16 protein-coding genes are annotated in these 24,881 nt (G+C 47.3%); 8 read left to right on the top strand and 8 right to left on the bottom strand.

Annotation, left to right across the window (positions count from 1 at the left end; all coding sequences use genetic code 11):
• Window positions 1-25 precede the first annotated feature (25 nt).
• From F8C67_RS04170 to aspS, 3 genes are all read right to left on the bottom strand, one after another.
• Window positions 26-4,561 (bottom strand): VPS10 domain-containing protein, encoded by a 4,536-nt coding sequence (locus tag F8C67_RS04170; RefSeq protein ID WP_151666556.1) that lies wholly within the window; start codon window positions 4,559-4,561, stop codon window positions 26-28.
• Window positions 4,562-5,203: 642 nt separating this feature from the next.
• A complete protein-coding gene (locus F8C67_RS04165; RefSeq protein WP_151666555.1) occupies window positions 5,204-6,982 on the bottom strand; it encodes a chloride channel protein in 1,779 nt (592 codons plus the stop codon).
• Window positions 6,983-8,737 carry an aspartate--tRNA ligase gene (aspS, locus tag F8C67_RS04160; protein ID WP_151666554.1) on the bottom strand — a complete coding sequence of 585 codons (1,755 nt, stop codon included), beginning with the start codon at window positions 8,735-8,737 and terminating at the stop codon, window positions 6,983-6,985.
• A gap of 334 nt (window positions 8,738-9,071) precedes the next feature.
• Between aspS and F8C67_RS04155 the strand changes: the two genes are divergently transcribed.
• The gene (locus F8C67_RS04155; RefSeq protein ID WP_151666553.1) at window positions 9,072-9,491 is read left to right on the top strand and encodes a hypothetical protein; all 420 of its coding nucleotides are present in this window, start codon (window positions 9,072-9,074) and stop codon (window positions 9,489-9,491) included.
• Between the two features lie 73 nt (window positions 9,492-9,564).
• Here F8C67_RS04155 and F8C67_RS04150 read toward each other — a convergent pair whose 3' ends face one another.
• A complete protein-coding gene (locus F8C67_RS04150; protein ID WP_151666552.1) occupies window positions 9,565-10,008 on the bottom strand; it encodes a nucleoside deaminase in 444 nt (147 codons plus the stop codon).
• 256 nt (window positions 10,009-10,264) lie between these two features.
• Here F8C67_RS04150 and F8C67_RS04145 point away from each other — a divergent pair, with 256 nt between their 5' ends.
• The gene (locus F8C67_RS04145) at window positions 10,265-10,744 is read left to right on the top strand and encodes a hypothetical protein (protein ID WP_151666551.1); all 480 of its coding nucleotides are present in this window, start codon (window positions 10,265-10,267) and stop codon (window positions 10,742-10,744) included.
• A gap of 265 nt (window positions 10,745-11,009) precedes the next feature.
• Entirely contained in the window at window positions 11,010-13,919 is a 2,910-nt protein-coding gene (locus F8C67_RS04140; protein WP_151666550.1) for a sensor histidine kinase, read from the top strand.
• Between the two features lie 126 nt (window positions 13,920-14,045).
• Here the strand turns inward: F8C67_RS04140 and F8C67_RS04135 are convergent, their stop codons facing one another.
• Window positions 14,046-14,669: a response regulator transcription factor gene (locus F8C67_RS04135; RefSeq protein ID WP_151666549.1), complete on the bottom strand. Its 624-nt coding sequence runs from the start codon at window positions 14,667-14,669 to the stop codon at window positions 14,046-14,048.
• A 129-nt stretch (window positions 14,670-14,798) separates the two neighbouring features.
• On the opposite strand from F8C67_RS04135, the gene F8C67_RS04130 reads away from it, so the two are divergent.
• Both F8C67_RS04130 and F8C67_RS04125 read left to right on the top strand, forming a co-directional pair.
• Window positions 14,799-15,650 (top strand): MBL fold metallo-hydrolase, encoded by an 852-nt coding sequence (locus F8C67_RS04130; protein WP_151666548.1) that lies wholly within the window; start codon window positions 14,799-14,801, stop codon window positions 15,648-15,650.
• A gap of 10 nt (window positions 15,651-15,660) precedes the next feature.
• Window positions 15,661-17,523 carry a M1 family metallopeptidase gene (locus F8C67_RS04125; protein WP_151666547.1) on the top strand — a complete coding sequence of 621 codons (1,863 nt, stop codon included), beginning with the start codon at window positions 15,661-15,663 and terminating at the stop codon, window positions 17,521-17,523.
• On the opposite strand, the gene F8C67_RS04120 is transcribed toward F8C67_RS04125, so the two are convergent.
• Entirely contained in the window at window positions 17,520-18,191 is a 672-nt protein-coding gene (locus tag F8C67_RS04120; RefSeq protein ID WP_151666546.1) for a LysE family translocator, read from the bottom strand. The genes F8C67_RS04125 and F8C67_RS04120 overlap by 4 nt on opposite strands.
• 8 nt (window positions 18,192-18,199) lie before the next feature.
• A complete protein-coding gene (gene rnr, locus F8C67_RS04115) occupies window positions 18,200-20,377 on the bottom strand; it encodes a ribonuclease R (RefSeq protein ID WP_151666545.1) in 2,178 nt (725 codons plus the stop codon).
• 552 nt (window positions 20,378-20,929) lie between these two features.
• Between rnr and F8C67_RS04110 the strand changes: the two genes are divergently transcribed.
• Genes F8C67_RS04110 through F8C67_RS04100 form a run of 3 tightly spaced genes read left to right on the top strand, consistent with a single transcriptional unit; the run spans window position 20,930 to window position 23,475 of the window.
• The gene (locus F8C67_RS04110) at window positions 20,930-21,487 is read left to right on the top strand and encodes an RNA polymerase sigma factor (protein ID WP_151666544.1); all 558 of its coding nucleotides are present in this window, start codon (window positions 20,930-20,932) and stop codon (window positions 21,485-21,487) included.
• On the top strand, window positions 21,484-22,275 hold the full coding sequence (locus F8C67_RS04105; protein WP_151666543.1) for a hypothetical protein: 792 nt from the start codon (window positions 21,484-21,486) through the stop codon (window positions 22,273-22,275). The genes F8C67_RS04110 and F8C67_RS04105 overlap by 4 nt, the downstream gene beginning before the upstream one ends.
• 24 nt (window positions 22,276-22,299) lie before the next feature.
• On the top strand, window positions 22,300-23,475 hold the full coding sequence (locus tag F8C67_RS04100) for an outer membrane beta-barrel protein (protein ID WP_151666542.1): 1,176 nt from the start codon (window positions 22,300-22,302) through the stop codon (window positions 23,473-23,475).
• A 67-nt stretch (window positions 23,476-23,542) separates the two neighbouring features.
• Here the strand turns inward: F8C67_RS04100 and F8C67_RS04095 are convergent, their stop codons facing one another.
• Window positions 23,543-24,853: a T9SS type A sorting domain-containing protein gene (locus F8C67_RS04095; protein ID WP_151666541.1), complete on the bottom strand. Its 1,311-nt coding sequence runs from the start codon at window positions 24,851-24,853 to the stop codon at window positions 23,543-23,545.
• Window positions 24,854-24,881: the final 28 nt, after the last annotated feature.

Here is a 24,881-nt window from a genome sequence, read left to right as displayed (position 1 = left end):
TTTCACATTTGGAAAGAATGACGTCTTACTGACGAACCACTCTGTTGGTAATCGTTACATCTCCTACTGTGAGTTTCACGAAGTAAACTCCCTTAGCGAAAGATTTGAGGTTGAACGGTACAACCACATCGCCATTCACAGTGCCTAAGTTCTGAACGTCGATCACCTTACCCGCAACATCGACCAATTCCACCGACACTTCACGTGTGTCTTCCAAGGTAAAGTAGAGGGCGAAATCATCGCTTGTTGGGTTCGGATATGCGCGGAGGTTAATCTGACCTGCAACGTGCTCTTCTACACTGATGTTCTGAATGTTTACGAAACCTGAAGTCTCATCACACGATGAACCAGCTCTGACACGAACAGCATAGTCACCCGGTGTTTGTGGATAGAAGATTCTATCCGTCTCACCCGGGATTGGCGTTCCGCTCGCATCCAACCATTGATATTGATATCCAACTTGGTTGCATGTAAGCTTACCCCACTCTACCGTGATAGTAGGATTCGTTGGAGCGGCCAATACAACAATCGTATCTCCTTTAACCGTAGTACAAACTCCATTAGAGTACGAATACTCCAGGTAGTGCTTGCCCACGCCTAATGCCGAAGGATCGATATTTGAAGCCGGACTGCCATTCACAGAGTAAGTACCTCCAGTTGGGAAGCCTCCACCAGCGCCTTCAGCCGGGTCGCTTTCGCAATACGTTTTGGCAGATAGGAATACATTCGGCTTAGATTCGACCAAAATAGTCGTGGTAGCCGTGTTTGTACAGCCATTGGCATCCGTGTACTCGTATGTGATAGTATGTGTACCAGGACCCGCATCAGCTGGATCGAAGTTCGTTCCTGAAACACCTCTACCCGAGTACGTTCCACCAGAAGGAGAGCCGGTAAGTGCAAACGCGCTTCCATCCACACACTGCGTTGTGTAGCTACCTGCGTTCACTGTTGGAAGCGGGTTGATAGTCATCAAAATTGAGTTTGAACTAGCTGCATTTGTAGAAACACAAGCTTCAGAAGAACTCAATACAGCCACAACCGTATCGTTGTTAGAAAGGCTCGCCAAAGTAATGGTATCTCCCACTTGCGGACGTTGCTGTCCGTTCACGAACCACTCTACTAATCCGTTAGAACCGCCATTCATGGTTGAAGCGTAAAATTCAACGTCTTCACCTGCACAAACCGCCGTACTATTTGCAGTGATTGTTACAGATGGAGTAACCGTGGTTTGAATAGCGATGAACGAGCTCTTGTAAATCGAGTCAGACCCAATTCCGTTGCTTACAACGAGCGACACATTGTACGTACCTGCCGTATTATAAGTAACCGTAGGATTGGCTGCCGTACTCGTTGAAGGCGTTCCGCCTTGGAACGTCCAACTGTAGTTTTGACCGTTCGAGCCAGCCAAGTTGTAGAACGTTACCATGCTGCCTTCGCAGGCGGTTGAATTTGCAAAGAAGTCAGCAACCGGAGCAGCTCCTGCAGCGCCATTGATGTTGATATTGTCGAGGTACAAGTTATTTCCGTAAGCGTTCACAGAAACAAACTTGATGCGAACCTCATCCATACCATCGTATGCAGAAAGGCTGAGCATGTCGTTTCTCCAATCTGAAGCATTTGAAGGTGTGAAAGCACTTGTCAACGGAGTTCCCGTAGCGAAGTTTTGTGTTCCATTTTCACCTCTTGCATCTACCAAAGTCCATGTTGAACCACAATCGGTGCTCACATAGATCTTAAGACTATCCGAGCTGCCTGCAGAGTACTGACGATACGCCATGTCATAAGTCAACTGGACGTTCTGCTTTCCTGTGAAGTCTAGCGGAGGAAGGATGAGTTCATCTTCTTCACCGCTGCCGTTGTAGGAATAGAAATCCATGTACATGCTACCTGATCCACCGTTACTTGCGCTAGTGTGCGACCAAGTGTTGCTGTTGTCGGCATTTACAACCTCCCAATCTTCAGGCAGACCGATTGCAAAATCTTCAGCGAAAGGAAGTGCATAACCTCCGACACCAATTTCAGCTACTTTGATTAGTGTATCGGAGCCAAATCGGTTAGAAGCAATTAGCTGCACTGTATACTGACCATTCGCTGTAAAGAGCACTTTTGGATGCTGGCTTTGGGCATTGGTGCCTCCAACGAACGTAAACGTGCTTGGATAGATTTGCCAGTCCCAAATGGTAGGCGCGTATGTACTCATATCTACCAACTCAACGGTGTCAGCTGTTGTACATACTGCACCTGGAGCCGAACGGAAATCAGCCTGAGGCTTACCAAGGAAGGTGTTTGCCAACGGGCTTTCCCAAACACCACGTCCATAAGTACCAGCGCGAATCACACCTGTGGCGTAGTGTATCTCTAGGTCGTTCACAATGGTATTTGGAATGCCGTTCATGAATGCAACCCATCCATTTGATGAAAGGTCGCGGTAATAAACACCAATGTCCATACCCACGTAAATAGCACCATTCGATCCATCTTGATAGATAATGGTGTTAGCCGGTAAGTTTGGAAGTCCAGATGAAATATTCGACCAAGTAGAACCACCGTCAAGTGATTCGTAAACCTTGTGGTTTGAATCGTACCCCGACTTTGTAATCCAGATGTGATTAGGATCAACATCTGAGATAGCGATATCGGTTACGGAACGAGAATTTGAAATGTTGTTTGAGATGTTGGTCCAAGTTGAACCACCGTTGCTAGAACGATACACATCATCATTAATGGCAACATAAATAACCTGACCATTACTCTTTGAAACGGCAATCACGTCGATACCTGAAGTATTCCCCGCAATTGATCCACTCGTCTGAGAGAATGAAAGACCAGCGTTGGTAGACTTCCACAGTTGGTCGTAGCCAGCGTACAGAATGTTGTCGTTACTCGGATCGATTACGAATGGTGTCACCCACTGACCTTGACCATTTGGTGGTAGGTTGAAGGAAGCATTAAAGCTTTGCCCGCGGTTGGTCGACTTGTCGAAGTTACCGTACTGCGAAGCAGCATACATGACATTCGGGTTGTTGTTGGCTATGGCATTGTCCATACCATCGCCACCCTTTACACGATCCCAGCTAGGAACGTCGTTCAAGTGTGTACCGTTATCCTGAGCACCACCAATAGTGAGGTTTTCGTCGGCTTGAGAAACATCAATCTTGTAGTACTGGGTGATGTGTAGACCATCACTCAACTCGGTATAATTCGTACCGTTTGATGTGCGATACACCCCGCCGTCGTTTCCAACGTAAAGGTTGTTCGTTCCTGGCTCAAACTCAAACCAGTGCTGATCGGCGTGAGCAAACGCTGCACCACCGCCACCGAACCAGTGTGCGCTGAGTGACCAGCTAGTACCGCCGTTTAGCGATCGCCAAACGTTCACACCACCAACATAAACAGCGTTCTTGTTAACGGGAGAAACGGCAATGGCCAAGTCATACCAACCTTGCCCGCCAGTAGATCCTCCGCTCACATTACCACCTGGGTTTGAGCTCCAGTGAAGCAAGTTTTGCGTGGCTCCACTAAACTGTTGAGTCCAAGTATTACCTCCATCGGTAGAGCGGTAAATGCCGCCAAGACCGTTATTTGAAGCTGAAAATAGTGCGTATACGTAATTCGGGTCGTCAGCCGTTGTGGCTACCTCAACGCGGGTAACACCACCCGTTGGAAGACCGCTGCTCAAAGCGCTCCACGTAGCACCGGCATCAACCGAACGAACGATATTACCACCGCTGTTGGAGCCGGCAAAGAGTGTGTCTGTAGCCGTAGGAACGAAGGTCAACATCTGCCAACTACCACCTTGTACTTGGCTGAATGTGGCACCACCATCCACTGAACGCTGGATACCCACGCGTGTGGCTACAACGATTTCTTGCGTATTCTTTGGGTTGATATAGATACCACCGATGCGACGGCTTTGGTTCAATGAATAGCTCAAACCGGTAGTTTGCCAAGATGCGCCACCGTCGGTAGATTTCATCAAACCGATACTGTAGGTGTCTGCCGCGTCACGGTCACCCGTAGCAATGTACATGGTATCCGGGTTATGCGGGTCGATAGCAATATCTGAAACACCCAAGTTTGGAAGTAGATCCGTGTTGGTTGACCAAGTAAGTCCACCATCCGTAGTCTTCCAAATACCACCGGCAGGTGCGCCGATGAACATAATGTCGTTATTTTCCGGATGGAAGGTCACGCAGTTTACACGGCCAATACCGTTGAGTGCGTTTCCATCGTACGGACCAATGTGAGACCAATTGCCGAGGTTCACGGATGCTCCTCCGGCTTTCATCGCCTCATCATATAATATGGTAGGATTTGGGCGTTCTCCGGTCGGATAGACGCGAGGCTCCATAAACGCCTCCCAGCGCTTGAACTGTTTCCAGCCTTGGCTGCGTTCTACTTCCTTACCATCCCAATGTTCTTCAAAGCTCTGTTGGACATCATAGAAATTCACCGAGGGATCGGCCATTTCTTCCACGTAGCGCGGTGGACCAACTTGTGCGAAGGTGGTCCCAAAAGCTACGCTCAACACACCAAATAGTGCAAAGCGCAAATTCTTCATTCGTAGCAGTTTAAAGCGGGTTTCTCTCTCCTATACGAAACTCAAACACAAAAGGATGTCAGTTGTTCGAAATTTCACAAGGATGGGCAATATACGGAAAGTATGGACGTGGCAGGAGCCATCTACTTACAAAAGCTTTTTGTTCATGCGGGTCTTTACATTTGATAAAGAAGGAGTTATGGCTAAGGAACTCACTTCATTCGTTCAAGAGCTTGTCGAGGACGACAAACTAAGTCCTCGGCTTTCAGCGAGGAAAGAACCTCCCATGAGGTCGGTTAAGCCCCCCAGCAACTTCGGTATCACTTTGCTCTTTGGTTCCTGCTGAACAATTGTCCCTTTATCCGTTCGTTCAGCTATTGATTGACTGTGAGACTCATATACAAAGAGAACTGTTCTGAACATCTAAACATTACGCTGTCCAGCTTAAAGTCAAGATTAGCGACACGCGTTTAGGATAGTACTTTCGGCCATAAACAGACTTGGGTACTTCACAAGAAAGATTGAATAGAGAGGACATTTCACAGCGACTAAACGCTTAGCCGTCCAGGTCAACGCCACCTTGGCGGAACGCCCTTGGCGAAGCCCTTTCAGCCGGAGGCTGACTTGCTTACCGAAGGGAAGCCTTAATCGACCACCGGGAGATTAATCCGACACCTCCAACAACTTCCTCCTATACGCCGAGAACAGTTTCGATTTTGAAATGAAACCGCGGTATTTACCTTGATGAACTACAGGCAAGTTCCATGCTCCAGTGGTCTGGAACTTGTGCATGACGGCTTCCATGGTTTCTTCCTTATCGACTATGGCCGGGGGATTGGTCATTAAGTCGCGGACAAACACCTTGTCGTATAGGGTTTTGTCGAAGAGCATGGCCTTGAAATCGTCAAGCGTCATCACCCCTACTAAAACGCCGTCTTCGAGGACTGGGAATAGGTTTCTTCGCGATTTGGTGAACACCTTCACTAGGTCGCGAAGTTTCATGTCTGGGTTTGTCTCAATGAAATCGGTTTCAATTACTTGTTCCGTTTTCATTAAGGTCAAAATAGTTCGGTCCTTATTGTGGGTAATCAAGTCCCCGCGGCGAGCAAGCTGCTCGGTATAGATGCTGTGTGGATCGATACCCCTAGTTACAAGGTATGCGGTTGCGGAGACCAGCATCAACGGCAGAAATAAGTCGTACCCTCCAGTGATTTCCGCAATCATAAAGATGGCAGTGAGCGGTGAGTGTAGGACTCCAGCCATTAGGCCAGCCATGGCAACCAACACAAAGTTGCTTTCAGGAAGCTTCGCGAGACCGGTGTAGTTCACCACTTTGGCGAAGAACAAGCCGACTGCCGCTCCCATAAAGAGTGTTGGTGCGAAAATGCCACCGACACCACCTGCGTTCATAGTTAAGGAGGCTGCTATTACTTTAAATAGAAACAGCCCGGCCAGAAGTCCGAGCAGTACGGGAAAACTCTCATCTCCGCTCCAGAGGAAGCTTCGCGATAATACGTTCTCCAGATTTCCTTCGAGCAAGTGGTTAATGGTTCCGTAACCTTCACCATATAGAGGTGGAATCAAGAAAATCAGCAATCCTAAGACCGTACCTCCAACAAGTACTTTCAGGTAAGAACTCTTCAGCTTGTTGAACATCCTCTCCGTCAAGAAAAAGGCGCGCTTGAAGTAGATTGAAATCATCGAACACACGACCGCCACACCAACATAAGCGGGGATATGTGCGACATCGAAAGCGGCGACAACGTCGGCAGAGAAGACTTCAATTTTACTATCACCCTGAAGGAAAATACTCGTTACCGCTCCAGAAACCGATGCTAAGAGCAACGGCACAAGTGAAGCAAGGGTCAGATCAAGACTGAAGATCTCAATGGTAAAAATGATGGCCGCAATGGGCGCATTAAAGATGGATGCGATGGCTCCTGCTGTGGCACAGGAAATCAGCAGAATTCTTTGCTTATAGGTGAGGTGCATTAAGCGCCCCAGGTTGGAGCCGATAGCTGAACCTGTACTCACGGTGGGGCCCTCCAAACCGACTGAACCACCCAGACCAACGGTGAAAGCCGAGGTAATCAGGGAGGCGTACATTCGGTATGGTTTCAGAATTCCATTCCGACGCGAAATGGCATAAAGCGTACTTGGAATCCCCTCACCTACCGGGCCAGAAAAGGCACGCTTAATCAATACGGTAATAAGAATACCGATGATTGGGAATAGGAAATAGTAGACTTGATGGTAGTCTCTCAAGCGCTCGCCTGACACCAATTCTTGAAGAAAGTGCGTTGAGTTCTTGAGGATGACCGCAACGAAACCGGTGATCAAACCCACGACAATACTGAGCATGATGATGAACTGGCGCTGAGGGATGTGTTTTATCCGCCAGACCAGAAACCTTCCCAGCCAGTTGTCGGGACGAGTGGTCATTTATTCGTCGAGTGGTTTCAAACCAAGATACAATTCCTCGAGCTGTTCAGCCGAAATCGTCGCTGGAGCATCAATCATCACGTCGCGTCCTGCATTGTTTTTTGGGAACGCGATGTAATCACGGATAGTTTCGTCTCCACCAATAAGGGCAACCAATCTATCGAATCCGAAAGCGATTCCGCCGTGAGGAGGAGCACCGTATTCGAAGGCATTCATAAGGAAGCCAAATTGCGCTTGAGCTTCTTCATCAGAAAATCCAAGAAGCGTGAACATGCGCTTTTGGAGGTCGCGATCGTGGATACGAATCGATCCACCACCAATCTCGTTTCCGTTCAACACCATATCGTAGGCGTTGGCGCGAACTTCTCCTGGAGCCGTTTCCATCTTGTCGATATCCTCTGGCTTCGGAGAAGTGAACGGGTGGTGCATAGCGTGGTAGCGCTGTGTATCCTCATCCCATTCAAGAAGTGGGAAATCGGTAACCCAAAGTGGAGCGTATACATCTGGATTTCTGAGCCCGAGTTGCTCGCCCATGTGTAGACGAAGCTCGCTCATCGCCTTTCTGGTCTTTGTCTCGTCGCCAGCAAGAACTAGCATCAGGTCGCCAGGCACAGCACCGAAGGCCTCGGCCCACTTAGCTTGAGCTTCTTCATCGAAGAACTTATTTACTGAAGAAGAGCGAGCACCGTCTTCGGCATATTTAGCCCAGATTACTCCGCCCATTCCAATTTGCGGACGTTGAACCCACTTGGTGAGAGCGTCAAGTTGCTTGCGCGTCCAACCGGCAGCGCCATCAACCTTAATCCCCACAACCAATTCGGCATCATCGAACACCTTGAATCCTGAATCCTTTACGAGTTCGTTCATGTTGAGGAGTTCCATGCCGAAGCGGATATCTGGCTTATCGTTTCCGTAGCGCTCCATGGCTTCGTGCCAGCTCATGCGCGGAACTTCGTTGATTTCAACACCGCGCACCTCTTTGAGGATATACTTTACGAGGCCTTCGAACATATTGATGATGTCCTCCTGCTCTACGAAAGCCATTTCGCAGTCGATCTGCGTAAACTCGGGCTGTCGATCGGCACGTAGGTCTTCATCGCGGAAGCAACGAACGATTTGATAGTAGCGATCCATTCCAGCAACCATGAGAAGTTGCTTAAAGGTCTGTGGCGATTGCGGCAGAGCGTAGAATTCGTTTGGATTCATACGGCTAGGCACAACAAAATCGCGGGCACCTTCGGGGGTTGATTTGATGAGGTACGGAGTTTCCACATCGATGAACCCGGCATCGGAAAGATACTTGCGCACTTCCATGCTTACGCGGTGGCGTAGCATGAGGTTATCGCGAACCGGGTTACGGCGGATATCGAGATAGCGGTACTTCATGCGAAGTTCTTCGCCGCCATCGGTTTCATTTTCGATAGTGAAAGGAGGCGTTTTCGCGGCGTTTAGAACCTTGAGTTCTGTCACGATAACTTCTACTTCACCGGTAGGGTTGTTGGCGTTTTTGCTTTCGCGTTCCACCACTTTCCCACTTGCTTGAATCACGAACTCGCGGTTCACTTTGCGGGCCTTCTCGAGGAGAGAGGCATCGATACCGTCGTTAAAGGCGAGTTGGGTAATTCCGTAGCGATCTCGGAGGTCGATAAATGACATTCCGCCAAGATCGCGGCGGCGTTGAGCCCATCCGGCCAAGGTAACTTCTTCACCAATATTCGCGGCGCGTAATTCGCCACAGTTATGCGTCCGATACATAGTTGTGATTTTGCGCTGCGAAGGTATGAAAAAGCTGGTGTGTGGGGAGTTTGCAGAAGGACGATTGCGCGGGTTCCGTTCAGGAGGGGTGCGTGTGTGAAATATGCGGCGGTTTTCCCCCACATAATTACGTGTTTCTACGTATTGTGGAAGAGGTTGAGCGGCGGTAAATTGAACTATCCATCATTCGAGAGACCTAAAAACCAAAAACTTACGTCGCGGTCAGTTTGGGGGTGACCACCCACCTATGAAACTACTCATGCATCTCTTTTAAAATTTATCGATGAGATGCCAACCAACAACCTAATCTGAAAAGATTCAAAATCAATTTGCTATGGCAACTTTAAAAGCACTGTACATCCTCGCCTCTACAATTAGTGGCAACACATACATTGTTAACATGGAAACGGGCGCCCAAGAGCCTATCCAGACTTTGGATAACCCTAATGCAAGTGGTTACCCAGTCCTTCAGGGATCAATTACTGTGGTAAGCTCCAAGGGTGAATCCAAATCGTATACGATTCCAGCAGGCAAAACACAGTTCATCTACAATGCACTTTGGCCAAACTCTGCATCAAGTCAGGAATCTGGCAGTGATGTTGTGAATGGGCTTCAACGTTTGTTTGTGAACTTTGATAATAGCAACAGCAACACGGTAATTTCGGCGACGTCCTCTGCGTCTGTCTCAATCGTGGGTCTCGGACAGCCAAATGATACAGCTGTAATGGTACACTCTGTATTTCCACCGCAGTAGTGCGACCACCACGCTTAGGAAAGAAAAACGCCCGGCAGAGATGCTGGGCGTTGGTATTTCTTGAGGAAGGTATTCACCTCTTCCTCCTAAAAAACTCCACCAATAAATCTGAGCACGACTCTGCCTCTACACCGGTTTTGATTTCCGTTTTTGGGTGGAGCTTACCGCCTTGTTGGAGGAATCCACGTTTGGGATCACTCGCGCCGTAGACGACTCTTCCAACCTGCGACCAAAAAAGTGCTCCCGCGCACATGGAGCATGGTTCAAGTGTAACGAACAACGTGCAATCGGTAAGGTACTTTGCACCAAGGTGGTTAGCCGCCGCTGTGATGGCCTGCATTTCGGCATGAGCCGTTACATCCTGAAGCCTTTCCGTGAGGTTGTGAGCCCTTGCAATGATCCTATTGTTGCTCACCACCACTGCCCCAACGGGAACTTCATCCATGTCAAATGCCTTCACCGCTTCCTTTAGCGCCTCACGCATAAACCGTTCGTCTGAGTAGAGGTCGATTTCCATATCGCGAAGATAGGTAACAGCCTTCAGCCTTTAGCCTTTAGCCTTTAGCCTTTAGCCTTTAGCCTTTAGCCTTTAGCCTTTAGCCTTTAGCCTTTAGCCTTTAGCCTTGCCAAAAAAACGTTCCCTCACGCAAACCTTTCGGCAACTTTCTACGTTAGTTATTAACAAAATGACAATGTCGGCATCGTGTTTGATGTACATGTTTGCCGTACCTTGTAGGAGAATTCACACCAAAATCGATAAATAAAGCGCTTCAATGAAGATCAACAACACTAATATTCGTCGCCACTTCTGGATTGTGCTCAGTGCACTCCTCCTTATTTCTATCATGGATTTCATCCTAGCTAGAATTAGTGGTACGGTGAACGAATTGTTCTGGGGATATCTGTTCGCCGTGAATATCATCCTCGTAGCTCTCGTTTATACACTCTTCGGAAAACCAATCTTCCGATTTAACGAATCAGGCGAAGTGTTGGAAATCAGCAATGGACTAGCGCTTGGAAGATGGCTCGACGAAAAAGTTCTCGTGAACCGCGGTAACCTCGTTCGATTTACCATCGAAAAGAAAAACCTGAGAAGCTATCTCGTTCTAAACATTCTACAGCAAACTGGAATTAGAACACACCGCTTCTCCATCAGCTTCCTGAGCCGAGGCAAACGCGAAAAGCTTCGCAAGCGCCTTCAAGAAATGGTTATCGAAAAACAAGAAGGTAAAGACGTTCACTTGTTTATCTAAGACACGTCTCAACACATATCAATTCCCGTCCGAGCAACTGCTCTGGCGGGATTTTTTTTGCGCTCCACCCCAGCATTCATGCATGTTTCAAAAAAAGTTTGAAAATACCGTGCGGACTCTCTGCGCTGGTATCGCTTATCTAAGTGAGGGTAGTTTTTATAGGTTAGGTTTGTAGAGGTCGTTCCGCTTGGAACGGCCTCTACTTTTTTCATGCCTATCCACATTCAGCTCCTTGGTTGCATTGTGCTACTTTTGCCGAGAGATTATGAAACTGTACGTCCTTCTTCTCATCTGCATTTCCACATTCCTGTCTCCTCGCTTAACCGCGCAAGAGAACAAGGCTACCGATTGGCTCTTCGAGTACAATTGGCATTGGATTGATGGACAAAACATCGGCTCAAATCTGATTGTAGATATCCAAGAGCACAACGATACCTTCTTCTTGCTTCTGCCTAGCCAGGTGCTAACGAGCACGGACGGACAGCGCTGGACCGAGATCAACAGCGGATATGGACAAATCATCGTTCGCGGACTCACAAAACTGCACAACAAATGGTATTTCGTTGGAGGATACGTAAAGGATCTTCGAAATCGAAATGGCGACATCATCACCAAGTGGAAGATTATCGATCACGGCAGGCATTGGCAAGTTTGGAATGATCTTGAGTCCGAAAAAACCTTCATGACTTACCAGAACGACACCAACGAGCTACAGGGTGCCGTCTCTCATATCCATCAAATCGATACCAACCTCTTTCTGTGCGTTCCACTCGACAATGCCGAGAATTGTTTTGTCTACAATTATTCAACGGACACATACTATCAAATTGATTTCAAGGTCAATACTGATGAAATTGAGATAGAACACGTGGGTAAGCACGTCTACATTCTGGACGATGACCGAATTTCGTTTCTTTATTTCTCTGAAGAAGGCAAGCTCCTCGTCTGCCAGACCGAAACCGCCTCACCAGAGGCTCAGCTTTCCAGATTCGACGATGTGATTGCGCTCCGCACATTCGACGATATTCAAGTTCTTCACGACACCCTTCAAGAGTCAGATGTCGCCGCATTCAAATTCTTAGACGTTTCAAGAATCCTCAGGTTGCGTAACAAGGTCTTCGCCATTTCTTCTTCTCGCGGACTTAGTCTACTGGAGCCGAACGGTGCTAGCGAACTCTGGACACCCCCTACCGTTGACCCCATTGTGGACGGCCTCCTTGAACTTGAAGGTCAGCTCTACATTGTCAACTGGGCGGGTCGACCAGGATTACAAGTCTCGCAAAATGGAATGTTCTACAGTCGATACGTCGGCTCGAGCACATTCCGATTCAACAATATGGATCTCATCTTCTCTGCCTATATCGATCAAGAGAATTGCACAGAGGTCGATCGCGAAACATTCGAGTTCTTCTTTCCTGAGCTTCCCTTTGAGGAGGGGATTCCAAAGAGGCTAATTCACGCAAGAACGACCAATATCATCGTTGAATCTGACAGCACGATGATTGTTGGCAGAGACAAAGCAGACATCCTAAGGATTCATGCCAAGAGCAATGGTACTGTTGCGATAGACACTGTCTTTGTTAATGACTCACCTGGAATTGTCTATCGTTTTCAGAGGCTTCAAGAATCCAACGAACCGACCGGGTACTGGGTATCGAAACCCGATACGTTGGTCTTCACGGATACAGAATTCAACGTCACGTTTTCTTACCCCGTTCCTCAAACCCGATCCGTTTCGAAAATGGGCGATGGCTACCTCATTGCCAGTTATGGAGATGGATTGTTCTATTTGGAAAATGACACACTGAAAAGAGTGGTTTACAACGATGCCAAGAGTAATGAGTACTTCAGTGAAGTTGGGTTTCAAAATGGGTGCTTCTTCGCCTTGTCAAACGAAGGCATCTTTCTTCAAGATTCGGCCTTTGCTGTATCGTCCATTCTAGAAGAAAAGCCACTCTACCTCTATCCCGTGTTTGCGGATTCGAAGGTTGAAGTGAATGGAGGTCTGTTTCAGCCTTCCCTAAAGACCGGCCCTAACACGCGGATTATTTCCACCACGCTAGGAGTTTTACAACTCACGTTCCCCTCAAAATTCCGAGTAAACACTCAAATGCTTGGGGGCGAGAATCCTTCCGATTCTGTGCTGGCGATTTCCGAATTCAATAAGATCGACATTGCGGGCTTCAACAACTTCTTTGCTTGGAATTCTAACCGCAAGGAATGGGAAGAGCTCTCGAGCTTAGAGCTGATTCAACGAAATCCTTCTCGGGTGATTTTAGCCTACTCGCCATCCAACAATTCGATGGAGTACATTGAATACTTCCGAAAGTCGTCCCTGCTTTCGCCGTTTACCATTTACGGGATCATCGTCGGGCTTTCCATCATCATCCTGCTTCTTGTTCGCCAGCAACAACGACTTGCAAAAAGTCGAAAATTGCAACGCTTGAGCTTGAACTCTGGATGGAAACCCATCAAACACAACCGAGAAGATTTACATTTCAAATCCATTATACAGCTCATTCACCACGATTTTAAGGGTGGAATGCAGATGCTCTTAAACACACTTTCTTTTGCCAAGAGGGCTGAGGAATCTAAAAAGGGAGAGCTTATCGAAAACGCGGAAGGCATGATTCTGAACTTCAAGCAAAGCCTATCTGATCGACTTTCGAATGCGCTTTACAATGATGACCATATTTATATGGACATAGAAAGCGTGATTGATTCCGCGATGAATGAAGTTCGTGAATACGCCTTGTTAAAGCGTATAAAGCTGGACGTGTCCTCCAATGTCATTCTTAAAGTGAAGCACTCAGATGAGCTTGTTCGAGCCGTTAGTATTTGCCTGGGTAACGCCATCAAATTCTCGCATAACGGCCAGACCGTTTCTTTGAGAACCTACATAACGAAAGCCTTTTTGGTCATAGAAATATTGGATAATGGCATCGGTCTACCCAACGACATGACAGACGGAATACCGGAGAAGCAGAAGGGTGCTAGTGGCGAAGTTGGAATGGGCGTGGCGCTTGGTATTGTGACCAAATTATTGACGAAGTACGACGCACATGTTTCGGTAGAGAACAGAAATGACGACGACGGTGTGATTGCACAGATTGCATATCCTATGTCGAGCACCGACTACCAGGCCCGTAAAAACAGCAAAGCCTCCGATAATTGAGAGGTTCGGAGGCTGAGCCATAAATTATACACACAAATTCAGCGCAAAAGTATCTCGCGTCGCTTGTGCTGCTAGCAATAAAGTTCTTTAATCGATTCTGAACGAGTCAGTTTTCCCGCACAAGGCCTAAAGCAGCCCCATAGTGCGAGCGAAGTCGATGAGCTCTCTTTTAGAAGAAACCCCGAGCTTGTTCATGATTCTCGAGCGGTAGGTGCCCACGGTCTTTTGTCCGATTCCGAACTCGTCGGCTACTTCAGAATAACTATTTCCGGCAACGAGTCTCTTTAGAATATTGAATTCACGATCGGTTAGCAAGTGGACACCAGACTTGAGTTCGTTCACTTCTTTCAACCTTTCTTTTGTGGCTACATCAACATACTCGCCGCCTATCATCACCTTTCGGATTCCTTTCATTACCTCTTCAAAACCAGAAGATTTGGCGATGAATCCATCTACACCAATATGGAGCATGCGGCTTACCACTTCGGGCGCATTGTGCATACTGTAGATGATAATCTTAGTTGGAGTTTTGGTTTGTTTGATTGCCTCTACCACCTGAAAACCGTCTTTTTCGGGCATCTCAACATCTATCAAACACAAATCGGGTTGATGGGTGCGAACCAACTGAAACGCTTCTTTTGGCTCTGCCGTGGTTATCACCTCGTCAAATCCTGCTTCCTTTAAGAATTGAATGAGGCCTAGAAGCATTACCTCGTGATCGTCTACAACAACTGCCTTTAATTCAGCCATCAGTGTCGGGTCTGTATGAGAGAAAAGCTAGATCGTGGTGGTTCGACAAAGGTACGTGAAAGATTACCAACAAATTGTGAGTAATTCCCCTACATCTTATTGATTATCTTCGCTCCAAACGCAATTTTGATGAAAATCTATCCGCTTAACACGGGTTACTTTAAGCTTGACGGCGGCGCCATGTTTGGCGTAGTTCCTAAGTCGCTCTGGCAAAGAACAAATCCGGCCGACTCTAACAACATGTGTAATTGGGCTATGCGAAGCATGCTCATCGAAGATGGGGATCGACTCATCCTGATTGACACGGGAATTGGAAACAAGCAAGACGATAAGTTCTTTTCATTTTACTACTTACACGGTGACGATAGCCTGGATGGCAACCTTGCCAAACTTGGGTTTCACAGAAACGATATTACTGACGTGTTTCTCACCCACCTTCACTTCGACCATGTGGGAGGCTCAATAGAATGGAATAAGGACCGAACCGGTTTCATCCCTGCATTTCCAAATGCAAAGTTTTGGTCGAACGACAAACATTGGAAATGGGCAACCGAACCGAATGCCCGCGAAAAGGCATCTTTCCTGTCAGAGAACATCCTTCCGCTTCAGGAATCTGGTCAGCTCAATTTTATCGATGTAGGAAACGATTTCACTTCAGCCACACCGCTTGGGTTTGATGTATTTGTGGTGAACGGACATACCGATGCCCAAATGATTCCAATCATTCAATACAAAGGGAAGAAGATCGTTTTCATGGCAGACCTTCTTCCATCCGTCGGACACATACCACTGCCGTATGTGATGGGCTACGATACTCGTCCGCTACTCACTTTAGACGAAAAGGCAAAGTTTTTGAACTTAGCTGCAGACGAGGAGTTCGTTCTCTTCTTGGAACACGACTCGATTAATGAGTGTTGCACGGTTAAGCACACTGAGAAGGGTGTGCGACTTGACAAGACTTTCTCTTTCAACGAACTATAATTTCACATCAATGAATAGATTCTCAGCAATTCTAGCTGCAATCAGTCTTAGTCTTGGAGCTTTTGCCCAAGCTAATTACTGGCAAAACCATGTGGAGTATCGCATGGATATTGACATGAATGTTGAAGACCACACCTTTGCCGGAGAGCAGTGGCTCACATTCACAAACAACAGTCCAGATACGCTTACTGAAGCGTTTTACCATTTGTACTTCAACGCTTTCCAGCCAGAGAGTATGATGGATGTTCGCTCGCGCAACATTTCAGATCCGGATGGACGTGTTAAAGACCGTATTTCTAAGCTCAATGGAAACGAAGTGGGCTACCACGAAGTGTACTTGCTTGAACAGGACGGCATGGCGGTTGAATTCAGCGTCACCCAAACGATTATGAAGGTGAAATTGGCTCGTCCCATTGCTCCTGGTGATGCTTCTGTATTTCGCATGAAATTCAACAGTCAGGTTCCAGTACAAATTCGTCGATCTGGTAGAGATAATGGAGAAGACGTGGCATATAGCATGAGTCAATGGTATCCTAAAATGGCTATGTATGACGAAAACGGATGGCACCCAGACCCATATGTAGGAAGAGAATTCTACGGAGAGTTCGGAAACTTTGTGGTGAATATAACCATCGACAAAAGCTACGTGGTTGGCGGAACTGGCGTGCTTACTAACCCCAATGATGTTGGTCACGGTTACGCCGATGTTCCCGAAAAACGCACCAACAAAATCACCTACAAGTTTGCGGCTGAAAACGTTCATGACTTTGCCTGGGCTGCAGACCCGGACTTTGTGCATGAGGTAGTGCAATCCAACTCTGGTATGCCTATCCACTTCTTTTACAAGGAAGAAACGGCGAATGTGGAGAACTGGAAAAAACTCCAAGAGATGGCGCCTAAATACTTCGCGTTTATGAAGGAGCACTTTGGAGAATATCAATATCCACAGTTCTCGGTTATCCAGGCGGGCGACGGTGGCATGGAGTACCCCATGTGCACTTTTGTTGTAGGTGGTGGAGATGAGTTTGAAGGATTCCTAGGGCTCTTCGTTCACGAAGCAACACACAACTGGTACTACGGAATGCTTGGAACAGATGAGCAGCGTTATCCTTGGATGGACGAAGGCTTTACGACATTCGCAGAAGATGAGTGCATGAAGTCATTGCTCGACAGGGAGGACGACCCACATGCGGGTACTTACAACGTCTATGCACGCTACCAAGCATCTGACCGCCGTGAGCCAATGAGCACACCTGCGGATCATTTCAACCACAACTTTGCCTATAGCATTTCTTCGTACTACCTAGGCTCGATCTTCCTCAACCAACTTCGTCCAGTTGTAGGCGAAGACGCCTTCTGGAGAGGAATGATGACTTACTTCGACACTTGGAAGTTTAAGCATCCGAAACCGGAAGACTTCATTCGTGTGATGGAACGCGAAAGTGGAATGGTGCTAGATTGGTATTTGTACTACTGGGTTGACCAAACAAAGTCAATCGACTATGGTATTGCCAAGGTGGAGGCTATGGGGCAAGGTTCTACCCACATTCAGCTTGAACGAATTGGAGAAATGCCAATGCCGGTTGATGTTGCGATTCTCTTCAACGACGGAAATGTGGTATTCTACACCATTCCATTGGTTATGATGCAGAATCACAAAGATGACGACAAGTACCTACCTGAGCAGGCATGGCCGTGGACGCATCCTACGTATGACTTGCAGGTAAACTTCAACATCAATGATATTAAGGCAATTGCGATCAATCCTACGCGCAGGGTGGCCGATATCAATATTGAAAATGAAATGTGGACTCCAGAGAGTGAATCGAACGAGTCTGACGAAGAACAACGCGGCGAATCGGTGAACGACTAAGCGATTCCCAAAAACTCTTCTAGTGAATACCCGAGGTGTTGAAGAATGCCTCGGGTAATCATTAAAGCCCCAAAGGCAATTAAAATAAAGCCTACTATGCGTTCGATTTTAATGAGAACAGCATCTGTTAGGCGTTGTTGAAGCTTACGAGCTGAGAAAATCTTTGCCACATCCACGAGTGCGTAGGTAGCTACAGTCACGATAAAGTAAATCTTCATCAATCGCTCGTCATTATCTACCGAGGCGCGCATCACCACAACTGTAGCGAGCCAGTAGGCTAGAACACCTACGTTCAGAAAGTTCATAAAGAAACCCTTCACCGCGTAGAGCCCCAAGCTCATCGTCTTGCCTTCGGGAAGTTCGTCTTCTTCCTCAAGGTGGTGTTTCTTCTTTTTGGCTACACGAACATTGTAGAATCCGTACGCAATAATCACCACGCCTCCAATACCGTAAACCCAAGCCATGTTGGTGATATTCTTCAAGAAGGAGCTGCTGTAAAGAATAGCGATGATAAACAGAACATCGGCGAAGATTACTCCAGCATCAAATGCCAAGGCACGCTTCGCTCCTTTATTCATGGCTATTTCCAAGAGTAGGAGAAAGACAGGTCCTACCATGAAAGAGAGGGTAACTCCCAGAATTGCCGCTGCAATTATTACTTCTACCATGCGGATGGTTAGGCTTCGCTACTTCCTGAGCGAAGTGGGGTGAAATCTATTTGCTTCTTCTCAAGATCTACGTGCTTAACGCGGATTCTCATTGGGTCACCAAGTTGGTATATTCTTCCCGAAGATTCACCTATAATTTGGTGATTTTTTTCGTCGTAGATATAGTAGTCATCCCTAAAATCACGAATTCGAATCATGCCTTCGCAGTAGTTTTCATTCAACTCTACGAACACACCCCAATCGGTAACACCGGTAATCACACCAGCAAACTCCTCACCTACAAACTTCTCGAGGTACTTAGCTTGCATGTACTTTATAGACTCGCGTTCGGCAGAGGCTGCCATCTTCTCGCGTTCGGTCGAATGCTCACAAAGCTCCTCGATTGCATCCGCATTTGCGGAACTCTTTTTATCCAGATAATCCTGAAGAATTCTATGGACAATTACATCGGGATATCTTCTGATGGGGGAAGTAAAGTGTGTGTAGAAATCGAAGGCAAGTCCGTAGTGACCAACATTTTGTGTGGTATAAATCGCCTTGGCCATAGAACGAACGGTAAGCGTTTCAATCATATTTGCCTCGCCAGAGCCCTTCACTTCAGAAAGCATCTTATTTAGCGAGTTTGATATCGCTTTACGTCCGCGTGTACTAATGCTATAACCAAACTGCTTCACGAAGTTGGATAATTCGAGAAGTTTTGTTGGATCCGGATCGTCGTGCACACGATACACCATGGTGCGCCCACTGTCGCCACCATCTTTGCCCTTACCAACAAAGGTCGCCACCTCGCGATTGGCGAGAAGCATGAACTCTTCAATGAGCTTATTGGCATCCTTCGACTCTTTAAAGTAGACGCCAGTTGGACTACTCTGTTCGTCGAGATGAAATTTAACCTCTCTCTTATCGAAGCTAATTGCACCGGCCTTCATGCGATCTCTTCGCAGCTGTTTTGCAATGGAATCAAGAAGGAGAATCTCATCCTTAAGGGGACCGTCACCACCTTCTATAATGGCTTGTGCATCTTCATAGGCAAATCGATGATCGGAGTGAATGGTTGTTCTTCCGAACCACTTTTTGTACACCTTTCCGTGCTCATCCATTTCAAAAACGGCACTAAAGGTGAGTTTGTCTTCATTTGGACGAAGGGAACAAACGCCGTTGGACAGCTTTTCTGGAAGCATTGGCACGACACGGTCTACCAGGTAAACACTAGTTGCTCGTTCAATTGCTTCTTCATCAAGCGCAGACCCCGGCTTCACAAAATGGCTCACATCGGCGATGTGAATACCCACAGACCATCGGCCGTTCTCTAGTTTCTCGAGTGAAAGGGCATCATCAAAATCTTTTGCATCAACCGGATCGATGGTAAAGGTCGTCACCTTACGCATGTCACGTCGCTTCGCAATTTCCGACTCCGGAATCTCCATGGGGATGCGCTCGGCTTCAGCCTCCACTTCAGGCGGGAACTCGTATGGCAATCCGTATTCTGCTAGGATGGCGTGAATCTCCACGTTGTGGTCACCGGGCTCACCTAGAATCTTAGTGATTTCGCCAAACGGAGAACTTGCGCGCTCTGGCCAGTCGCTCAATTTCGCTATTACCTTCTGACCGTGCTTTGCGCCGTTCAACTTCTCCTTTGGAATGTAGAGGTCTACCTGCATTTTGATACTGTCGGGAACAACAAAAGCGTACGCCTTACTCATCTCAACTGTACCTACGAACTCGGTCCGTTTCCGTTCTAGAACTTCCGTTACCTCACCTTCGAGGCGTTTATTTCTAGTGCGGGCGTAGAGCAATACACGAACGGTGTCTCCGTGCAATGCATGATTGAGGTTGCCGGCTTTTACCAAGACATCCTCTTCGGTTTTATCATTTACTATGTAAGCGTTACCCGAGGAGGTCATATCTACAACACCCTCAACGTGGTTCGCATGAAACTTGAGTTTGTATTTCCCTCTTCCGATTTCGATGAGATCACCGCGATTGGCCATCTCCTTTAGAAGAGCCTCGAGATTCTCGCGCACTTGTGAAGGAACTAGTCCGAGGCGTGAGGCGATTTGCTTGTAGTTGAAGCTTTGATTGGCATTTCTCTCGAAGAGGGTCAATGTTTTCTGGCGGATATCGCCAAGGCCGGCCGCCCGACCAGACGAGCCCCTTGCTCGTCTATTCTTTTTCTTTTTACTCATACTTCAAAGGTACGGGGGATTCGCGAATGATGGATTATGAGAGTGTTAGAAAGTGAGAGGAGCAAGGATGAGGAGTAAAAGAAAGGAATGAAAGATTTACGAGAAATTGGGAGGCGGTGTTGAAGGAGGCGGTGTTGAAGGAGGGGGGGCTTTAATGGGGGTGGGCGTCAGGCCCCCGGGGGCAGCTCCCGCTTCCCCATCATTAAGTTACGATTCACAAATCGGCTAACCGGACGGTAAACGTTTACTAACGGATAAAAATTTATCCGGGGCGATTTTGAGTTAAAGGTGGGTGAGAATCGGAGGTTGAATTGCGGAGTTCGTAACTTATCCTCGGGGAGGAGGTTGGAGGCCCCCTGCCATTCCTCCGCAACTCAGTATGACCAATGTATCAAGCATTTCGAAGCTACCCTCTATTCTCAAAACACTTTACCCCACCTTCCCTAACTTTACCTTCTGCACACCTCATTTCAATCTTTTTCAAAAAAAATTCACCCCCCGTGCAACGTTTCCAAAAAATAGGGTGTCTATATAATTGAAGACCCAACGAAAGTGAAACTCTTCCGACTCAACTCAACAACCGACCAACTGATAGAGCGCTGTCGTGATTACGACAGAAAAGCACAACACGAGCTCTATGATCGCTTCGCAAGTACGATGCTAGCGGTGTGTGTGCGGTATGTGAAGAGTGTTGAAGAGGCCGAAGAAGTTCTTATGAACGGTTTCATCAAAATCTTCAATAAGATTGATGACTTCAGCGGAGATGGGTCTTTCGAAGGGTGGATGCGACGCATCATGGTGAACGAAAGTTTAAATCACCTCAGATACCGCAAAAACCTCTTCGTAGAAAGCGAAGAAGAAGATTGGCCGGAGCCAAATCACGCTCCGATGGAATCGAAAGAAACCACAGCCGCACTTCTTCAACTCATAGAAGAACTACCCGTCGGGTACAGAACAGTATTTAACCTGTTCGCCATCGAGGGTTACGGACATAAAGAAATTGCAGAGATGCTCGAGATTGACGAAAAAACGAGCAGATCACAATTGAGCCGAGCTAGAAAACAATTACAAGAGCGCGTTACGGAAGCAAAATATCTGTACAAGCCATGAGCGAAAAGAATCCAATAGACGAACACTTTAAGACCCACCTCGCCAACGCGAAGGTTGAGCCTAGCGCCGACCTGTGGTCTAAGATGGAGCCGCGTCTCGACGATCACAAAGCGGGTCGACGTGGTTGGTTTATCGGCGTTGCAGCATCAATCACTCTTGTATTCGCCGTTTCAAGCTGGTTGTACGATAACTACCAGAATGATGGAGGCTTGCCAGACAATGGCATCACTATCGAAAAGCCGGAGGACAACCCTAATACTACTCCCGATGCGGTAATCGACACACCTCAATTTGAGGATTTGCAAGAGGAAACTCCAGGAGTGAACAGTATTGCTGATGATGCGGACAAGGTCCAGCCATCAAGCTCCCCACGCAGAGAGACCTCTCGTCCAACGGAACGCATTGCTCAAGGTCGTCAAAATGAATCTCAAGAAGAGAACCGCACCCTTGCAATGAATACGGAAACAAGTAGCGGCGACGTGGTTGAAAACTTGGATCGCCAAGCACAAGATGCCTCGCCAAAAATTGGGGTCGAAGTGAAAATTGATCCGTATAGATACCTCAAGAAGGCAGAGCCCGCGCAGGAAGATTTAGCACAAGCAGATACGGAAACGGAGAAGGTTGCACTCGGCGATTACGCAGAACAGCAGTTCGACAATCTAATCCAAGGGAAATCCCTTGAAGCTCCAAGCAAAGAAAACATCAGATGGCCGGAAGTGAGCATCAACCTCAGCCCGATCATCCAAAAATTCACACCAGACACCGACAATTCAACAACAGAACAATAACTAAATCAACAAAAACAAGAACTCATGAAAAATCTGATTCTAACACTATTTGCCCTGGTAGGATTCAGCATTTCTGGACTCGCACAAGACACCGTGCGTGTGAACGTTAACGGTTCAGAAATCATCATCCTCTCCGAAGACCTCACCCAACTTGGTGATGTAGACATCAACGGTATGATGTCAAAATTCTCGCAAGGAATGGCTGAAGCGAGCGCAGAATTTTCTGCAAAGATGGCCGACATCGAAGCGCGTAAAGAAGCCGGTGAAATCACCGAAGAGCAAGCTGAAGAAGAAGCTGAAATCGCGGAAGAAGAATTCGAAGAGAAAGTAGAAGTACTCGGCGAAATGATGGAAGAGTGGGGCGAAGCCTACGAGGATCGCGCCGAAGCCCAAGAGGAGCAGTGGGAAAGCTGGGCCGAACAATGGGAAAGAGGAGCCGAAGAAATGGAAGAAAACCGCGAGCGAACCGAAATCCGTAACGGTAACCAAACCATCATCATCGACGAAAACGGTGTGCGTATTCAAGATCGCGTGAAAGAAGATATCATTGTAGACGAAGACAAGGGCTACAAGAAGAGCGAAGGCATTTTCGGATTCCACTTCGGTTGGAACACCTTGTATAATTCTAATATGGAACTCGCGGGTGGCGATGCTGAAGTTGACTTCTTCGACTCATGGACGTACGACCTAGAGTTTGGACATAAAGTTCGCCTCGGATCAACAAGCCCTGTATTCTTCCAGTACGGATTGAACTTCTCATGGCACAACTTCGAGACTAAAGAGTCTCTAATCAAGTACGACAACGGCGGTGAGCCAGCAGTGGTATTCGAACCACGAACTGACGTAACCATCAATGAAACCGAATTCGATATCGTTTACATGGACATCCCAGTAATGTTCTCACTTGACTTCAGTGGCAAGGGTATCGGGAAGGGATTCAACGTTGGCGTAGGTGGATACGGCGGTGTGCGTCTTTCTTCTGAACGCGAAACCGTTTACCGCGATTTCAACGGAGATAAGATTGAGGAAGATATCGACGATCACTTCCTATCTAACCAATGGAGATATGGACTTATGGGACAGATTGGTTGGGGAGCCTTCCGCGTTACCGCGAAGTACGACCTGAACCAACTCTTCCAAGAGCGTTACAATACACCTGACTATCAGGCTGCAAGTTTAACACTAGGATTTGTCTTCTAAGACGTCCAAGTGTTGAGTTGAGGAGGAGGCCGCCTATCGAGAGATGGGCGGCCTTTGTATTTCCCCCTTATTCTATAATGATCCTTCGAGTCGTAGCCCCGAGCTCATTCGAAATTCGAATCATGTAAACTCCAGAATTGAGCTCGCTCAAGTCAACCGTTTGGACTTCCACACCGGTTTCCAGCTCGCGTAATGTCACGCGCTGTCCCGAAACTGACAGCACCTCAAGCGTCGTTCCTGAATCAAATGATTCCGATTTGATTTGAATACTTCCCGACGTTGGGTTGGGATAAATCGAAAGTGAAATTTCGTTCTCGATCAAACTCGCAAAGCAAGAGTCGAGAGTTACTTCAATAGTGTCGGCTGCCATACAACCATCGCCGCTAGTGACCATAACGTAATATTGACCTGGACCTCCTACCGCGTAAGTAGCGGAGGTTGAACCATCGTTCCACAAGTAGGTGGCAGAACCCGATTGTGTCACATCGAGGTAAAGCGTATCTCCAACACAAATGGCCGTATCAGCACCCAATTGAACCTCGGGCTCTGTCAACCCCGAAATAACGATTGAGTCCACACCCATACACTTGTTGGTATACGTAGTTACTTGGTATGTCCCAGGTTGATTCACAACAATCGTATTTGTTGTTTCTCCGGTAGACCACATTACACTATCGCGATTGGCTCCCGCGCTAAGCATGTATCCGGCAGACAAGCAAACGGCGGTATCCGCACCCAAATCAACCGACGGATCTACCATGGTAATGGTTTTCGTTATGGAATCTGAACATGCCGTATCATAGGCAACTAGACTAATTTGAAATTGTCCTGGCTGAGAGAAGAGTCCCATGTGGTCAACCGATGTTGAAACCAATGTACTCCCTTCATACCATCGGAAGCCCGTTGCAGAAGCAGAGGCATTTTCAAACTGAACCGTATCTCCAATACAAATCGTATTAGAAGGGATGATATTGAAATCGGCCGTGACTTGGCAGCAAGCACCAACCGTAATTGGATAATAAGAGATATCGTCTAGCGTGCCATTCAGGTTACAAATGACTTCAATTGTAGTGCATGTTGAGGGAATCTGACCTACTGAAACTGATTCAGTCACATTCGCTATGGCTCCTAAACAAATCGGCCCCAAAGTATAATCTAACACAATGGTGGTCGTATCCGCTCCTATTGAAGCCCCTGTTCCATTTAAAGCGATGTTGGTACAATTCTTTTGAACACCCACTAATGCACCGGTCGAATTACATTCGAGTACAGGCTGAGGTGAATAGGAAATACTTTGACTACTAACGAGCTGGGCAGCTCCGCGATGGGTAAGCAACATCACCCCTAAAAGGGCAATTGTCTTCACAAGATGTCTCATGTTTCATTCTGGTTTGGCCTAAATATAT

It is taken from the genome of Phaeocystidibacter luteus (assembly GCF_008933115.1).
GTDB lineage: Bacteria > Bacteroidota > Bacteroidia > Flavobacteriales > Schleiferiaceae > Phaeocystidibacter > Phaeocystidibacter luteus.
The sequence above is the reverse complement of the archived record's forward strand: the minus strand, read 5'-3'. Positions and strand labels throughout refer to the sequence as shown.

Bases quoted from the DNA above. Each gene is read 5' to 3' on its own strand.
- F8C67_RS04170 (WP_151666556.1), bottom strand. From the start codon at position 4,561: ATGAAGAATTTGCGCTTTGCACTATTTGGTGTGTTGAGCGTAGCTTTT.
- F8C67_RS04165 (WP_151666555.1), bottom strand. From the start codon at position 6,982: ATGACCACTCGTCCCGACAACTGGCTGGGAAGGTTTCTGGTCTGGCGG.
- aspS (WP_151666554.1), bottom strand. From the start codon at position 8,737: ATGTATCGGACGCATAACTGTGGCGAATTACGCGCCGCGAATATTGGT.
- F8C67_RS04155 (WP_151666553.1), top strand. From the start codon at position 9,072: ATGGCAACTTTAAAAGCACTGTACATCCTCGCCTCTACAATTAGTGGC.
- F8C67_RS04150 (WP_151666552.1), bottom strand. From the start codon at position 10,008: ATGGAAATCGACCTCTACTCAGACGAACGGTTTATGCGTGAGGCGCTA.
- F8C67_RS04145 (WP_151666551.1), top strand. From the start codon at position 10,265: ATGAAGATCAACAACACTAATATTCGTCGCCACTTCTGGATTGTGCTC.
- F8C67_RS04140 (WP_151666550.1), top strand. From the start codon at position 11,010: ATGAAACTGTACGTCCTTCTTCTCATCTGCATTTCCACATTCCTGTCT.
- F8C67_RS04135 (WP_151666549.1), bottom strand. From the start codon at position 14,669: ATGGCTGAATTAAAGGCAGTTGTTGTAGACGATCACGAGGTAATGCTT.
- F8C67_RS04130 (WP_151666548.1), top strand. From the start codon at position 14,799: ATGAAAATCTATCCGCTTAACACGGGTTACTTTAAGCTTGACGGCGGC.
- F8C67_RS04125 (WP_151666547.1), top strand. From the start codon at position 15,661: ATGAATAGATTCTCAGCAATTCTAGCTGCAATCAGTCTTAGTCTTGGA.
- F8C67_RS04120 (WP_151666546.1), bottom strand. From the start codon at position 18,191: ATGGTAGAAGTAATAATTGCAGCGGCAATTCTGGGAGTTACCCTCTCT.
- rnr (WP_151666545.1), bottom strand. From the start codon at position 20,377: ATGAGTAAAAAGAAAAAGAATAGACGAGCAAGGGGCTCGTCTGGTCGG.
- F8C67_RS04105 (WP_151666543.1), top strand. From the start codon at position 21,484: ATGAGCGAAAAGAATCCAATAGACGAACACTTTAAGACCCACCTCGCC.
- F8C67_RS04100 (WP_151666542.1), top strand. From the start codon at position 22,300: ATGAAAAATCTGATTCTAACACTATTTGCCCTGGTAGGATTCAGCATT.
- F8C67_RS04095 (WP_151666541.1), bottom strand. From the start codon at position 24,853: ATGAGACATCTTGTGAAGACAATTGCCCTTTTAGGGGTGATGTTGCTT.